This is a genomic window from Streptomyces sp. NPDC045026, assembly GCF_056432625.1.
The window spans coordinates 460,358-474,063 of the sequence record NZ_JBWKIS010000001.1; the positions used below are offsets into that span (position 1 = coordinate 460,358).

Here is a 13,706-nt window from a genome sequence, read left to right on the forward strand (position 1 = left end):
GCTCAGCCCTGCTGCTGGAGCAGCCGGTCGCAGGCCTTGACAGCGTTGTCAAGAGCGGTCTTGGGACTCTCCTTGCCCTGCAGCGCCTTGGCGACGGAGTTCCGCAGCTCGGTCTTCATCTGCTCGCTGAACAGGACCGGCGTGTAGTTGACCGCGGACTTCAGGGAGTCGGCCGCGGCGATCCGCACCCGCGTCTCGTCCGAGCCGTCCTGCTTCGTGAAGTACGGGTCGTCCAGGGATCCCGCGGTGCTCGGGAAGATGGCGACCTTCTTGGCGAACTCCATCTGGTGCTGCGCGTCGGTGACGTAGTGCGCGAACGCCACGGCCGCGGGCTTCTGCTTGGAGCGCGAGTTCACCATCACGCCCATCACGTACATGTTCACCTTGCCGGTGCTGGTGATCTGGTCCGTGATCCCGATGTTCTTGTAGAGGCTGGGCGCGTCCTTCTTGAACTTCTCCAGGTCGAGCGCGCTGCCCGGGTTCATCGCCACGGCCCCGGTCAGGAACTTCTTGCCGGTGGACTCGGGCGTCGCGGTCAGCGCCTGCGGGTCGAGCGCCTTCGCGTCGTACAACTCCTTGTACTTCGCGAGGAGTTCGACACCCTTGGCGTCGTTGAACGCGAAGCCGGTGCCCTCCTTGTTCATGAGCGGAGCGCCGTAGCGGCCGAAGTCCTCGATGGTGGGCACGTTGGCGAGCGTGGCCACCTTGCCCTTGCTTTTCTTCGCGAGTTGGAGCGCGTCGTCGAACAGCGCGTCGTACGTCTTCGGGGGCTTGGACGCGTCGAGCCCGGCCTTCCTGAACAGGCTCTTGTTGTAGAACAGCGGCCCGGTGTTGAGGTACCACGGGAAGGCGTACGTGCCGTCCATGCCCGGTATCTGATGGCTCGCCCACGCTCCCGGCAGGTACTCCTTCTTGTACTTGGGGGCCGCCTTGTCGAGGTCCAGGGCGAGGCCGGCCTTGGCGAGGGGGGCCACGAGGTCGGGGGAGACGTTGACGACGTCGGGCAGCGTGCCGCCGGCGGCGTCCGCGCTGATCTTGTCGGCGTAGCCCTCGCCCGGCTGGTCGATCCACTTCACATGGGTGCCGGGGTACTTCTTCTCGAAGTCCTTGACCAGACCGTCGAAGTACGGCTTGAAGTTGGCCCTGAGGTTCCACGTCTGGAACGTGATGCTGCCTTCGATCTTGCCCGAGGCGTCCGTCGAGCCGCCGTCGTCGCCCCCGGAGCCGCACGCGCTCAGTGGCAGGACGACAGCGATGACGGCGGCAGCGGCTAGTGCTCTGCGAGAGATGGGCACGGTGACACGGCTCCTTTGCGGCGGCGTCGAATGTTGCCGTGCAGACCCTGCATTGCGATCACGGAAAAAGTCAATGCATTCTCAGGAACTGCTGCGAGCCGGATGATATATGGCCAGGTCAGAGCAGTGGAGTAGACCTTTTGAAGTGAATGACTAATGCGCTTTAGGGTCTTGAACTCAAGCGCATTAGTGTGCGGCCGGGTGCGCTACGCTGGTCGCGGCAACCCAGTCGGGTTCCACGGGGAAAGGGGCAGCTGTGCCAGCCAAGCGGTCTCCCGCGCGCCGACCGACCATGAAGGACATCGCGCTCAGGGCGGGTGTCTCGGAGAGCGCCGTGTCCTTCGCGCTCAACGACCGGCCAGGGGTCTCCGAGGTCACCCGCGACCGCGTGCGGCGGGTGGCCGAGCAACTCGGCTGGCGGCCCAGCACGGCGGCCCGTGCCCTGTCCGGCGAGGGCGCGGCCACGGTCGGCCTGGTCGTGGCACGCCCGGCGGACACGCTGGGCGTGGACTCGTTCTTCCTCCAGCTCATCTCCGGCATACAGGAGGTCCTGGCGGAGCGTCACCTCGGCCTGCTGTTCCAGGTGGTGGAGGACGTCGAGGCGGAGTGCGCCGTCTACCGGCGCTGGTGGGCCGAGAACCGGGTGGACGGCGTGCTCGTCGTCGACCCCCGCACCGCCGACCCGCGCCCCGCCCTCCTCGACGAACTCGGACTGCCCGCCGTGGTGATCGGCGGAGTGCCCGACACGGAGCACCCGGGCCTGTCGACCGTTTGGGCGGACGACGCGGGCGCGATGGCGTCGGTCGTCGACGAGCTGTACGCGCTGGGGCACCGCCACATCGTCCACATCGCGGGGCTGCCGGGCCTCGCGCACACCGAGCGGCGCATCCGCACCCTGCGCGCCGAGGCCGAGCGCCGTGGCCTGACCGAGGTGCGCTCCGTGACCACGGACTACTCGGACGCCGAGGGCGCCGCGGTCACGCGCCGCGTCCTGGAGGGCGCCACACCGCCCACCGCGCTCGTCTACGACAACGACGTGATGGCCGTCGCCGGGGTGGCCGCCGCCGGTGAGCTGGGTTTCTCCGTCCCCGGCGACGTCTCGGTGGTGGCCTGGGAGGACTCTCCGCTGTGCCGCATGGTCAAGCCCTGGCTGTCGGCACTCTCCCGCGACACGGTCCAGTTCGGCCGGACGGCGGCCCAGGAACTGACCGCCCTCCTGGACGGCGGCCCGGCCCGGACGGTGCAGGTTCCGCTGCCGCGCCTGATCGAACGCGACAGCACGGGGGCGGCGCGGGGCGCGAAGGCCGGCGCGGGCGGCAGTAACTGACAAGCGTTGCACCACGGTCAGTGGCCGTGCGGCAGCATCCGTCCGACGGCCTTCCACGCGTCGTGGACGCGCCCGTGGTGAGCGGCGCCGGGCGCTGCCGCCTGCCCGGCCGCACGCGGTGAAGGGATCGCCTGTGGCTCCCAGTCGCAGGGCGGAGCCGAGCGGGCGGTGCGGGGACCGCCGTACTCCTCCTCGGGCCCGCTGACGGAGTCATGTTCCTTGAGCGCCACGCTGATGAGGGTCAGCAGGAGCGCCACGTCGTCGTCGCAGTCGAGCAGCACGGTGATCCACGAGGCCCCGGGGCGCACCCGGATCGCGGTGCTGTCGCGCAACTGCGGAAGGAGGCGATCGACCGCAGTGCGGGTCAGGTACAGATCTGCGGCATCGTTGGCATGGAAATGCACGATGTCGCACCCCGCTGTCCCGAAGGCGCGCCCAACGGCACACCGGGGAGAGCCACTTACCAGGTTCGGCCAGGACTCCAGCTGGGTCATGGCGCGATGGGCCGCGGTCATGTGCACATGGTTGCGCACTCTTCACCCCGCCAACCAGCCCTATTCACCACCCGCTTGATTAATCACCGGTTTCGGAGCCCGCACAAGGGCCGGAGCCCTCGCAGGGCCGAAAACCTCGCAAGGGTCGGAACCCTCACAAGGGGCGGAAGGGGACGGCGTGACCCGGCGCCGGCCGTTCGACCGGATCACCCCGCCGGACGACCGCGCCCGCATTCGCCATGCCGCCCGCCAGTTCGTCCCTGTCCGCAGGCCCCGCCGTCCCCCGTCATGCCCGTCACGGCTGCGGTGCGGGCGCGGGTGCGGCCCCCGAGTCGCTACTGTGCCGAAGTGACCGGATCCGTGCACCTTCCGCTGCTCTTCCTCGACGTCGACGGGCCGCTGATTCCGTTCGGCGGGCCGCCGGAGTGCCACCCGACGTATCCGATGCGCCGGCCCGGGTGCCCCGACCCCCTGGGCGCCGCCCTGAACCCCCTGCTGGCCAGGATCAACCCCGAGTACGGGCCCCGGCTCGCGGCGCTCCCGTGCGAGCTCGTCTGGGCGACGACCTGGATGGACGAAGCGAACGACTGCGTGGCCCCTCTTCTCGGGCTGCCGCCGTTGCCGGTCGTGGACTGGCCGGATCCGCCGGTGCGGGACGCGCGCGACGCAGGGCACGGAGTCCGGGGCCTGCACTGGAAGACCCGCGCCCTGGTCGGCCAGGCGCACGGCCGGCCCTTCGCTTGGGTCGACGACGAGATCACCGACATCGACCGCGCCTGGGTCTTCGAACATCACCCGGAACGCGCCCTGCTGCATCGCGTGGACCCGCGACTGGGCCTCACCGAGGTGGACTTCGTCCTCCTCGACGCGTGGTTGCGCGCCGCCGCCGGCTGACCCGGGGCGGTGCGCGTGCGGGACGGATCGTCAGGCCGCGGCCAGGTCGTCGGCAAGGAGTTCCGCGATGACATGGCGGGCGATGGCGGCCATCACCGGATTGCTCTCCCGGTAGTGCTGGAGTTCCGGAAGGGCGACGGACAGGGCCCAGCCACGGCCCCGCGCCCAGGCGTCGTCGTCCGCGCCCGAGCCGGTCCGGAACACCTCGCGCGCACCGGCGGGGAGCAGGTACCAGGCCGCGATGAGGTCGACCGCCGGGTCGCCCAGGCCCAGGCATCCGAAGTCGATGACGGCGCTGAGCCGTCCGTCCGTGACGAGCACGTTCCCGGGCTGCAGATCCGCGTGGATCCACACGGCGGGCCCGGCCCACCCGTGCGCGCGCAGGGCCGACTCCCAGACGGCGGTCGCCGCGTCCCCGTCCAGCTCCGCCCGCAGCTCGTGGATGGCCGCACGCGTCACCTCATCGCGCTCCGCCAGCGGCTCGCTGCGGTAGGAGGCGGGTCCGCCCGTGGGGTCGACACGCTGGAGCACGGAGACGAACTCCGCCAAGTCCTGTGCCAGCAAGGTGGGTTCGGGGGTGCGGCCAGGGGCCGGATTGGCGCCGTCGAGCCAGCGGTAGACGGACCAGGGCCACGGGTAGCCCTCGCCGGGCGCTCCCTTGCCCAGCGGCGTGGGGACGGCCACCGGGAGCGCTCCGGCCAGCAGTGGCAGCCACCGGTGCTCCTTCTCCACGTCCTGCGCCGACCCCGCGAGGCGGGGGAGACGTACGGCCATGTCCTCGCCGAGGCGGTACATGGCGTTGGACGTACCGGCGGAGACGACCTCCGTGAGCGGAAGACCGGCCCACGCCGGGAACTGTGCATCGACGAGCCGGCGCACCAACGAGGCGTCGATGTCCGCCTCTTCGGGCCGCAACTTACGAGCACACATGACAGCCTCAGGCCTTTCTCGCAGGGCCACAGAGCGTGGATTCCGATTGCGTCAAGATACGGAAGCCGGCGCAGTCGGCCCAGTGATTAAGCGGTGCCGGCTGCCTCCCCGCCTCACGCGGCCTGGCGTGCGACCTGGGCGTCGAGCGCGGCGCAGAGCCAGTCGTGGGCGGCGCCCGGCGTCGGTCGCGAAGGACCGGTCAGTTCGGCGACGAGCTGCCAGTAGTGGTCGATACGCGGATCCGCGGCCAGCACACCGCTGAGCACACGGCGGAACGCCGGGGTGTCGCGTACGCCCCGTGCGGCGGCGTAGGCGGAGACGAAGCAGTCCAGCGCCTCGCCCTCCTGCGGTGACCGTTGGTCGCACAGCTGGGGCGATGCCAGTGAATAGGCCTCGCTGAGTCCCTCGTAGAGCACCCCGGGGCGGAACCCCTCTTCGGTCCGGTGCGCCGCCGGCTGGCCGCGGTCGCCGCCGTCGCAGGAGCCCGAGGTGAACGCGTGCAGCCGGGCGAAGGCCAGCACGTGGGCCGGAGTCGGGTCCGCCGGAGGCTGCGGCACGGCCTGGTCGAGGACGGCTGAGACGACCCGGGCGGGCATCCGGGGCGGCAGCCACCGGCGCCAGAAACGGACCGGTGCGGCCGTACTGGGCGGCGCCGACACCGCACCGACGAGAAGCAGCCGCTCGGCCCGCTCGGCGGGGGTGCAGCCCTGGAGCAGCTGAAGGGCGGCCTCCCGCCAGCGCAGCGCGGCCAGTTGAGAGCCGATGTCCCGCAACTGGCCCGCGACGACGTCCTCAAGCGTGTCGTCGAGCGTGCCCTCCCCGCCCAGAACGCGGCTCACGTCCGGCACCGGCAGGTCGAGGGCGCGCAGGGAGCGGATGACGCGGAGCCGGTCGAGTGCCCCTGGCCCGTACCGGCGATGGCCGCCCGTACTGCGGGGCCCTTCGGGCAGCAGACCGCGGTCCGAGTAGAAGCGGACCGTCTTGACGGTGACGCCCGCGCGCTCGGCGAGCTCCCCGATGGACCACATGCTTTCGGCGGGCACGACTTGAACCTCCCTCAGGGGGAGTTCCTACGGTACCGGCGAGCGCGGACGGCCGGTGCGGCCGGTCCGCGGACCATGGCAGGGGAGGAGACGGACATGACGGCATTCATCCTGGTGGCGGGGGCCCACACCGGCGGCTGGGTATGGCGGGACGTGGCGGCGGCGCTGACGGACGCGGGGGCGCAGGCGTACGCCGTGACGCTCACCGGCATGGGCGGAGGGGACGGCGGGAACGGCGGAATCGGCGGGGACCGCCCCGTGGACCTGCAGACGCACATCGACGAGCTGGTCCGGCTGATCGACCAGGTCGAGGCGCGGGACGTGGTCCTCGTCGGTCACTGCTACGGCATCCACCCCGTGCGCGGTGCCGCGGACCGGCGCCCCGAAAGGATCGCCAGGATCGTCCACGTGGAGATCGGCATCCCCCAAGACGGCGACCCGGCACTCAAGTTGGTGCCCGACCAGACGGTCCGCGAGCGCGTGCTGAGCCTGTCCACGGAAGGCGGCGGGACGCTGCCCGCGCCGACGGTGGAGGAGTGGCAGCGCTGGGGCAGCGTCGCCGGCCTCCCGGCCGAGGCGCTGGCACGGCTGACCGAACACGCCGCTCCCCAGTCCCTGGCCACGTTCACCCAGCCGCTGCGGCTGTCCGGCGCAGCCGCCGGGCTGCCGACGACCGGCGTCCTGTGCACCGCCAACGGGTCGAGCATCGCCGTGGTCGAGTCCCTGGTGGGCATGGGCGATCCCGCGTTCCAGGCGCTCGCCGACCCGCGTGTCACCTTCTTCGAACTCGATACCGGCCACTGGCCGATGCTCTCTGCTCCCCGCGAGCTCGTGAACGTGCTGCTGCGGGCCGCCGCCGGGGAGGGGCACCGGGTGGCTGCCGGCGTACGCGAGCGGCCCGCGCACCTTCGGCCGTTCCTCATGGACGTCGAAGAGCGGCCACGGGAGCGGACGGGCCGCGTCGACCTGCACCTGCCCGACGCCGACGGTCCCCGGCCCGCCGTGGTGTTCGTGCACGGAGGGCCGGTACCGGCCGGCGCCCGCCCGACACCGCGTGACTGGCCCGCCTTCGTCGGCTACGCGCAGTACGTGGCGGGCCTGGGCGCCGTCGGGGTGACCGTGGACCACCGGCTCCACGAACTGACCGCGTACGGGCGGGCCGCCGACGACATCGCCGAGGCGATCGACCTCGTACGGGCCGATCCACGGGTCGACGGCGACCGCGTCGCACTGTGGTTCGTCTCCGCAGGGGGGCTTCTGTCGGCCGACTGGCTCGCGGCGCCGCCGTCCTGGCTGCGGTGCGTGGCGGCCTCGTATCCGATCCTCGCACCGCTGCCGGGCTGGGGGCTCGCCGACAGCCGGTTCCACCCGGCGGCGGCGGCGCGTGGTGCGGGGCGGCTGCCGATCGTGCTGACCCGGGTGGGGCTCGAACGCCCTGAAATCGCGGTGACGGTCGAGGAGTTCGTGTCCGCGGCCGCGGACTGCGGAGCCGCCGTCGAGGTGATCGACGTACCGCTCGGCCACCACGGCTTCGAGACGGTCGACCCCACGGACGCGTCACGCGCCGCGGTGGAACGGGCGGTGCGCTCGGTGCTCGGACACCTGGGAGCAGGGACCGACTGATCAGCAGGCTCGCTCTCCTCGGCTACGCATGCTGTCCCGGCTGATGCGGGAAGCGATGGACGAGCTCAAGGCCGTGACCGCGGGCGGCCAGGCCTCTTGACCTGGAGGGTCTGCCAGGTGGCCGTCACCGGCCGCGCAGCAGACCGCGGCCCTTTCCGGCAGGGCCCTGATCGGCGCGGAGTTGGGCTCTTTGCTCTCCGTCACCGATATCGACGGCAGCACGCCCCGGTCCATGCGTCATGTCCTGGGGGGACCGCCCGAACCTCACCCAAGCCTGCTGGGCTGACCGACCCGGGCAACGCCGATCCTCTCGCCGTCCTGATGTGGTGGATGACCCATGCTCATGGGGTGGCATGGTGAGCGCCGGAGGCGGACCGCTTCCTTGATGGATCCGGTTGTGTGTGCGGTGGAAGAGTGGATCGAAGCCGGTCGTACGTCTCCACGGTCGCCGGCAGCGCGCAGGAGGGAACGCCGTCCTGGGGTGCTGTCAGGCCGCCGGGCGCCTCAGCCGACGGCCCAGGAGGACGGCTCCTGCGCCGGCGATCAACGAGGTGGCGGCGATGCCGGTGAGTGCGGTCGCGGCCCGGACGCCATGGGTGGTTCCGGTGGCGGCCAGAGCAGGCCGGTCCGAATCGGCTGCCGTGGCGGCTTGGAGGACGAGGTCGGTGACCGCGTCGGGGTGGGAGATCATGGCCACGTGGGAGGAGTCGATCTCCACCGTGTGCGAACCTGCGCGTTTCGCCTCGAAGCGTTCCTGGTCGGGGTTGATGGTCTTGTCCTGCTTCGCGACGAGGAACCACGACGGGATGTTCTTCCAGGCGGCCACCTTGGCCGTCTCCGAGAACGCAGTCGTCGCTGCAGGTCGTTGGGTGACCGCCATGACCTTCGTGGTGCTTTCCGGCAGGTCGGCGGCGAAGACCGGATGGAGCCGGTCGGACTTGAGGTACAGGTCTGTCCCGCTGACGCCGCCGGCCCGGTAGGGAACGGACTTCGTGGCGGTGCCGAGTTCGCTGGGGAACTTGGCCCCCAGGGTCATTCCGCTCTCGCCCACGTCGGGCATCAGCGCCGATACGTACACCAGGGACTTCACCCGGGGGTTGCCCGCGGCGGCCGTGCTGATCAACGCGCCGCCGTACGAGTGACCCGCCAGCACGATCGGGCCCTTGATGCTGTCCAGCACGGAGGCGATGTAGGCGGAGTCGCTGTACAGCCCGCGCAGCGGGTTGGCGGGAGCGATGACGGTGTAGCCACGGCGTTCGAGCCGTTCGACCACCCCGTTCCAGCTGGAGGCGTCCGCGAACGCCCCGTGCACCAGCACGATGGTGGGTTTGGCCGTGGTCGTGCCGCCGTCCGCGGAGACAGGGGCCGCCAGGGCCGTACACAGGGCCGCGGCGCACCCGGCCGCCATGACGTGTGTGCGACGTATTCGGCGCCATGAGCCGGGGACCAGAAATGCTGCCATGTTGTTCTCGCCTTCCGTGAGAGCTGCGACATCTGAGTGTTCGCCCATCAGCACCGGCAGGCGCAGCCGCGCACTCCAACTGGGTGACAACAGTGGGCCATGGGGATGAATGCCGGAGTCAATGGGTTTCCCGGACCCGCGTCGTGAACTTCCCTCCGAACTGAGATGCTCGCGGGGCATCCGGGGTGAATTCGAACCATCCGCCAGTCATGATTGAGAAAGTCGGGAGTAGCGGCCATGGGCAAGTTGCAGGGCAAGGTGGCGGTCATCACCGGCGGTACCGCGGGGATCGGACTGGCCACAGCAAGGCTCTTCGCCAGAGAGGGGGCCTATGTCTTCATCACGGGCCGCCGCCAGAAAGAACTCGATGAAAGCGTGAAGGCAATCGGCAGCAACGTATCGGGCGTTCAGGGTGACGTCGCTGAACTGGCCGACCTTGACCGCCTCTACGAGACCGTCGAGGCGAAGGGGCGAATCGACATCGTTTTCGCCAACGCCGGGCTGGGTGAGTTCGCTTCACTGGAAGATGTCACGGAAGAACATTTCGACAAAATCTTCAACATCAACGTGAAGGGGGCGCTCTTCACGGTACAAAAGGCCCTGCCGCTATTGAACGACGGCGCCTCTGTCATTCTCGCGGGCTCCGTCGCGAGCGTGAAGGGAACCCCCGCGTTCTCGGTCTACGGTGCGAGCAAGGCCGCCGTCCGAAATTTCGTCCGAGGATGGACGGTGGAGCTGAAGGATCGTCGTATCCGGTGCAACGTCCTCAGCCCTGGCCCGATCGAAACGCCGCTTGTGGCCGCGCAACCGCAAGATGCCATCGCGAAGATTGCATCCACCATCCCGATGGGCCGCATGGGGGAGCCCGACGAAGTCGCCAAGGCGGCGCTCTTCCTGGCCTCGGATGACTCCAGCTTCGTCACCGGGATCGAACTGTTCGTTGATGGTGGCAGAGCGCAGATCTGATTGCGCGACGGTGCGTCTGACCGTGTCGTTCAGTTCGCGGGGCCCGTCGTGACCACATCCCTGCGCAGTGCTGCGGATTCAGGCCCACTCGGCACCAGGCGTCAGGACCTCTGAGGCGTGTCCGCATCCGGGGTGAGGGTGTGGACCGCGGTGAGGAAGACATGGCGGTCGGCCGCGGGAAGCCGGGCCAGGAGGCGGTCCTCGTGCGCGTGGATGCCGGCCTGCGCGGACCTGCGCACCCGCCGGCCGTCGTCGGTGATGGACAGGAGGCGGACCCGGCGGTCGTCCGGGTCCGGGGTGCGGGAGATCAGGCCGGACTCCTGCAACGTGTCCAGCGTGGAGATGATCCGGGTCTTGTCGGCGCCGATCGCCGTCGCGAGCGCGGCCTGGGTGCGGACGGGGCCGTCGTCCAGGGCGCTGAGGACGACGTATCCCCACATCGAGATCCCGTGCGACGCGAGCACCGGCAGTTCGGCGGCGATGAGGGAACGCACCAGGGGTTGCAGCATCGCGGCGAGGTCGCGCCGTCCTCCGCTCTTGGCCATCACGCGCCGATGATAGACGTTGACATGTGATAGGCGTGAGCAGATCATAAGCGTATGCCTACGAATAAGGATCTGGTCGCGCTCGACGCGGAAGCCGTGCGTACGAGCGTCGACATGGTGGCGCGGGCGACGGCCGGGGACCTGGACAGGCCGACGCCGTGCGCAGGGTGGACGCTGCGTGACCTGCTCGGCCACATGGCTGCGCAGCACTACGGATTCGCCGCGGCCTCGCGAGGGGAGGCGGACATCGCGGTGTGGCGGCCGCGTCCCCTCGGGCACGACCCCGTCGGGGCGTACCGCGAGGCTGCCCGGCACGCCCTGGAGGCCTTCGCCGTCGACGGGGTGGCACAGCGGGCGTTCCCGCTCCCGGAGATCCGCGACGGCGGACCGTTCCCGGGAGCGCAGGCCGTCAGCTTCCACTTCATCGACTACGTCGTGCACTCCTGGGACGTGGCGCGGACGTTGGGGCACTCGGTGACGTTCGACCCCGGACTCCTCGATGTGGCGCTCGCCGTGGCGCGGGCGGTGCCGGGAGGCGAGGCGCGCCGCGGCCCGGGTGCGGCCTTCGCGCCGGCGGTCACGCCCCACGGTGGGTCCCGGCTCGACGAGATCGTCGCGCTCCTGGGCCGCTCACCGGCATGGCGACCTGCCCCCGTCTAACCGTCACCTGTCTGTCGGTCTGCCTGTTTGCCTACCGACCCGTCCGGCGGGAGTGCGGTGACAGTGGTGTGACGGTCACGCACTCCGTCCCGCGATGACCCCGCGCGGGGTGAGCCGCTTGCGGAGCGCCCCGAACAGGGCGTCCGCGGCCAGTGCCAGGACCGCCACCCACAGAGCGGCGGCGATCACCCCCGACAGGCCGTACGACACCTGGTTCAGGATGATGTCGCCGAGACCGCCGCCACCGGCGACCGCGGCCAGGGTCGCGCTGGAGATGACGTACACCGCCGCGATCCTGATGCCGGTGAAGAGCACCGGCAGGGCCAGGGGCAGTTCGATGCGGGTGAGGATCTGCCACTCCGTCAGGCCCATGCCGCGTCCGGCGCGCACCAGATCCGGGTCCACCTGCTCCACCGAGAGGTACGCGTGGGTGAGAACCGGTGGGACCGCCATCACCACCAGGGCCGTGAGGACGTTGACGAAGCCGATGCCGAGCAGCCCGAGGAAGATCGCGATGAGTGCCAGCGACGGCAGCGCGCGGCCGATGTTGGAGATGCTGACGGTGAGGAAGGAGCCCTTGCCGCGGTGGCCGAGCCACACGCCGAGCGGGAGGGCGAGGACGAGCGCCACCGCGACGGCGGCGGCCGACAGCTTCAGGTGGTCCACCGTGCGGTCGGCCAGGAGTCCGAAGTGGTCGGCCATGAACGAGAAACTGGCGAAGAAGGTGTGCATCAGACGGTCCTCCGGGTCCGGGCCCACGGCGTGAGCAGCCGTCCCGCCAGCACGATCAGCCCGTCCGCCGCCAGCGCGAGCGCGACCGCCAGCAGCCCGGCGCCGATGAACTGGGTGTTGAAGGGCGACTGAAGGCCCTGGATGATCGGCGAGCCGAGCCCCTGGTCGATGATGAACGCGGCGACCTCCACCACGCTGATCGTGGTCACTGTCGCCACGCGCAGCCCGCTGATCACCGCGGGCAGGGCCAGGGGGAGTTCGATGCGCCAGAGGATCTCGCGCCGGGTGAGCCCCATGCCCTCGCCCGCCCTGCGCACCTCCTCGGGCACCTCACCGAGGCCCGTCAGCGACGACTTGAACAGCACCATCAGCGTGTACGACACCAGCGCGATCTCCGCGGTGAGGACGGAGAGGCCGAACACCGGCACCAGCAGGGTGAACAGGGCCATCGGCGGGATGGTGTAGAGGAACGAGGTCAGGCCGCCGAGCGGCTTCACCAGACGGCGCCGGAAGTGCGCGAGCAGCGCCAGCGGAAACGCGATGAGGAAGCCGACACCGACCGCGATCACCGTGAGCCGCACATGCTGGACGAGTGCGGGCCCGAACATGCTGGAGAAGTTGGCGGTGAACCAGTCGACGCAGAACAGGCCGTTGTCGCGGACGCAGGAACTGACCGTTCCGAAGTCGGGTATCACCGGCTGCGGACCGGCCGCCGCGAGCAGATCGGGACTCACGCCGCCTCCCTGATGAGGTCCACGGTCACGCTGCCGACGGTCTTCCCCGACTCGTCCGCGACCGGCAGCCGCTCGGCGCCTCCCGCGAGCAGCGCAGAGAGGGCCGTCCGCAGGGTGTCGCCGGTGCGGAGGATGTCCCGGGGGTGGAGGGTGTCACGGGTGTGGGGCTGTGCCTCGTCGTCGCCGGTCACCGGGTCGAGCTTCAGCTCGCCGAGACTGCGCAGCGTCAGCGCCTTGAGACCGCGGTCCGTCCCGACGAAACGCGCCACGTAGTCGTCGGTGGGCTCGCGCAGGATGCGTTTGGGGGAGTCGTACTGGAGGAGCCTGCCGCCCTTGGCGAGGATCGCGACGCGGTCGCCCATGCGGACGGCCTCGTCGATGTCGTGGCTCACGAACAGCGTGGTCTTGCGGACCTGCTCGTGCAGCCGCAGGAACTCGTCCTGCATGTGCTCGCGCGTCACCGGGTCGAGCGCGCCGAACGGCTCGTCCATCAGCATGATCGGCGGGTCCGCGGCCAACGCCCGTGCGATACCGACGCGTTGGCGCTGCCCGCCGGACAGCTGGGCGGGGTAGCGGTCCGCGTACTCCTTGTGCGGAAGGCCGACCAGTTCGAGCAGCTCGCGGACGCGGTCGGCGGTCCGTGACCGCTTCCAGCCGAGTACCTGCGGGACCGTCGCGATGTTCTCCTCGATCGTCATGTGCGGGAAGAGGCCCGCCTGTTGGATGACGTAGCCGATGGAGCGGCGCAGCTCGATGACGTCCTGGTCGCGGATGCTGCGCCCGTCGATGCGGATGTCGCCCGACGTCAGCTCGGTGAGCCGGTTGACGAGGGTGAGTGCGGTCGTCTTGCCGCAGCCGGACGCCCCGAGCAGGACGCAGATCTCTCCGGCAGGGACGGTCAGGGACAGTGCGTCCACGGCGGGTTCGGCGGAGCCCGCGTAGGTCTTGGTGGCCGCGTCGAAGACGATGTCGGCAGCGCTCTGCATGTTCGTGGGCTCCTC

Annotated in this window: 14 protein-coding genes; 5 read left to right on the top strand and 9 right to left on the bottom strand. The window is 70.3% G+C overall.

The features are described from left to right. Positions 1 to 2: 2 nt before the first annotated feature. Entirely contained in the window at positions 3 to 1,295 is a 1,293-nt protein-coding gene (locus AC07EJ_RS02015) for an ABC transporter substrate-binding protein (protein WP_478883538.1), read from the bottom strand. A 256-nt stretch (positions 1,296 to 1,551) separates the two neighbouring features. Between AC07EJ_RS02015 and AC07EJ_RS02020 the strand changes: the two genes are divergently transcribed. Further along, on the top strand, positions 1,552 to 2,622 hold the full coding sequence (locus AC07EJ_RS02020; RefSeq protein ID WP_478883539.1) for a LacI family DNA-binding transcriptional regulator: 1,071 nt from the start codon (positions 1,552 to 1,554) through the stop codon (positions 2,620 to 2,622). A gap of 17 nt (positions 2,623 to 2,639) precedes the next feature. Here the strand turns inward: AC07EJ_RS02020 and AC07EJ_RS02025 are convergent, their stop codons facing one another. Continuing rightward, complete coding sequence (locus tag AC07EJ_RS02025) at positions 2,640 to 3,026, bottom strand: luciferase domain-containing protein (RefSeq protein WP_478883540.1); 387 nt, start codon at positions 3,024 to 3,026, stop codon at positions 2,640 to 2,642. 438 nt (positions 3,027 to 3,464) lie between these two features. On the opposite strand from AC07EJ_RS02025, the gene AC07EJ_RS02030 reads away from it, so the two are divergent. Next, entirely contained in the window at positions 3,465 to 4,010 is a 546-nt protein-coding gene (locus tag AC07EJ_RS02030; protein WP_389488924.1) for an HAD domain-containing protein, read from the top strand. Between the two features lie 30 nt (positions 4,011 to 4,040). On the opposite strand, the gene AC07EJ_RS02035 is transcribed toward AC07EJ_RS02030, so the two are convergent. Next, positions 4,041 to 4,940, bottom strand: coding sequence for an aminoglycoside phosphotransferase family protein (locus tag AC07EJ_RS02035; RefSeq protein WP_478883541.1), 900 nt, complete (start codon positions 4,938 to 4,940; stop codon positions 4,041 to 4,043). Positions 4,941 to 5,053: 113 nt separating this feature from the next. Further along, positions 5,054 to 5,983: a helix-turn-helix domain-containing protein gene (locus AC07EJ_RS02040; RefSeq protein ID WP_389488928.1), complete on the bottom strand. Its 930-nt coding sequence runs from the start codon at positions 5,981 to 5,983 to the stop codon at positions 5,054 to 5,056. Between the two features lie 96 nt (positions 5,984 to 6,079). Between AC07EJ_RS02040 and AC07EJ_RS02045 the strand changes: the two genes are divergently transcribed. Continuing rightward, the gene (locus tag AC07EJ_RS02045; RefSeq protein ID WP_478883542.1) at positions 6,080 to 7,606 is read left to right on the top strand and encodes an alpha/beta hydrolase; all 1,527 of its coding nucleotides are present in this window, start codon (positions 6,080 to 6,082) and stop codon (positions 7,604 to 7,606) included. A gap of 487 nt (positions 7,607 to 8,093) precedes the next feature. Here AC07EJ_RS02045 and AC07EJ_RS02050 read toward each other — a convergent pair whose 3' ends face one another. Beyond that, positions 8,094 to 9,068: an alpha/beta fold hydrolase gene (locus tag AC07EJ_RS02050; RefSeq protein ID WP_478883543.1), complete on the bottom strand. Its 975-nt coding sequence runs from the start codon at positions 9,066 to 9,068 to the stop codon at positions 8,094 to 8,096. Between the two features lie 237 nt (positions 9,069 to 9,305). Here AC07EJ_RS02050 and AC07EJ_RS02055 point away from each other — a divergent pair, with 237 nt between their 5' ends. Continuing rightward, a complete protein-coding gene (locus AC07EJ_RS02055) occupies positions 9,306 to 10,034 on the top strand; it encodes a glucose 1-dehydrogenase (protein WP_389488935.1) in 729 nt (242 codons plus the stop codon). Positions 10,035 to 10,135: 101 nt separating this feature from the next. Here AC07EJ_RS02055 and AC07EJ_RS02060 read toward each other — a convergent pair whose 3' ends face one another. Beyond that, positions 10,136 to 10,579: a MarR family winged helix-turn-helix transcriptional regulator gene (locus AC07EJ_RS02060; RefSeq protein WP_389489017.1), complete on the bottom strand. Its 444-nt coding sequence runs from the start codon at positions 10,577 to 10,579 to the stop codon at positions 10,136 to 10,138. 54 nt (positions 10,580 to 10,633) lie between these two features. Between AC07EJ_RS02060 and AC07EJ_RS02065 the strand changes: the two genes are divergently transcribed. Further along, entirely contained in the window at positions 10,634 to 11,239 is a 606-nt protein-coding gene (locus tag AC07EJ_RS02065; protein WP_389488937.1) for a TIGR03086 family metal-binding protein, read from the top strand. Between the two features lie 75 nt (positions 11,240 to 11,314). Here AC07EJ_RS02065 and AC07EJ_RS02070 read toward each other — a convergent pair whose 3' ends face one another. From AC07EJ_RS02070 to AC07EJ_RS02080, 3 genes are read right to left on the bottom strand one after another with little or no spacing between them, the layout of a single operon-like run. Beyond that, positions 11,315 to 11,971, bottom strand: a complete 657-nt coding sequence (locus AC07EJ_RS02070; protein ID WP_389488939.1) for an ABC transporter permease — start codon at positions 11,969 to 11,971, stop codon at positions 11,315 to 11,317. Continuing rightward, on the bottom strand, positions 11,971 to 12,705 hold the full coding sequence (locus tag AC07EJ_RS02075; protein ID WP_389488942.1) for an ABC transporter permease: 735 nt from the start codon (positions 12,703 to 12,705) through the stop codon (positions 11,971 to 11,973). The genes AC07EJ_RS02070 and AC07EJ_RS02075 overlap by 1 nt, the downstream gene beginning before the upstream one ends. Continuing rightward, the gene (locus AC07EJ_RS02080; RefSeq protein WP_389488945.1) at positions 12,702 to 13,691 is read right to left on the bottom strand and encodes an ABC transporter ATP-binding protein; all 990 of its coding nucleotides are present in this window, start codon (positions 13,689 to 13,691) and stop codon (positions 12,702 to 12,704) included. Before AC07EJ_RS02080 ends, AC07EJ_RS02075 begins: the two co-directional genes overlap by 4 nt. Positions 13,692 to 13,706 lie beyond the last annotated feature (15 nt).

Coding starts and splice junctions, on each gene's coding strand:
- AC07EJ_RS02035 (WP_478883541.1), bottom strand. CDS start 4,940: ATGTGTGCTCGTAAGTTGCGGCCCGAAGAGGCGGACATCGACGCCTCG.
- AC07EJ_RS02045 (WP_478883542.1), top strand. CDS start 6,080: ATGACGGCATTCATCCTGGTGGCGGGGGCCCACACCGGCGGCTGGGTA.
- AC07EJ_RS02050 (WP_478883543.1), bottom strand. CDS start 9,068: ATGGCAGCATTTCTGGTCCCCGGCTCATGGCGCCGAATACGTCGCACA.
- AC07EJ_RS02055 (WP_389488935.1), top strand. CDS start 9,306: ATGGGCAAGTTGCAGGGCAAGGTGGCGGTCATCACCGGCGGTACCGCG.
- AC07EJ_RS02060 (WP_389489017.1), bottom strand. CDS start 10,579: ATGGCCAAGAGCGGAGGACGGCGCGACCTCGCCGCGATGCTGCAACCC.
- AC07EJ_RS02065 (WP_389488937.1), top strand. CDS start 10,634: ATGCCTACGAATAAGGATCTGGTCGCGCTCGACGCGGAAGCCGTGCGT.
- AC07EJ_RS02070 (WP_389488939.1), bottom strand. CDS start 11,971: ATGCACACCTTCTTCGCCAGTTTCTCGTTCATGGCCGACCACTTCGGA.
- AC07EJ_RS02080 (WP_389488945.1), bottom strand. CDS start 13,691: ATGCAGAGCGCTGCCGACATCGTCTTCGACGCGGCCACCAAGACCTAC.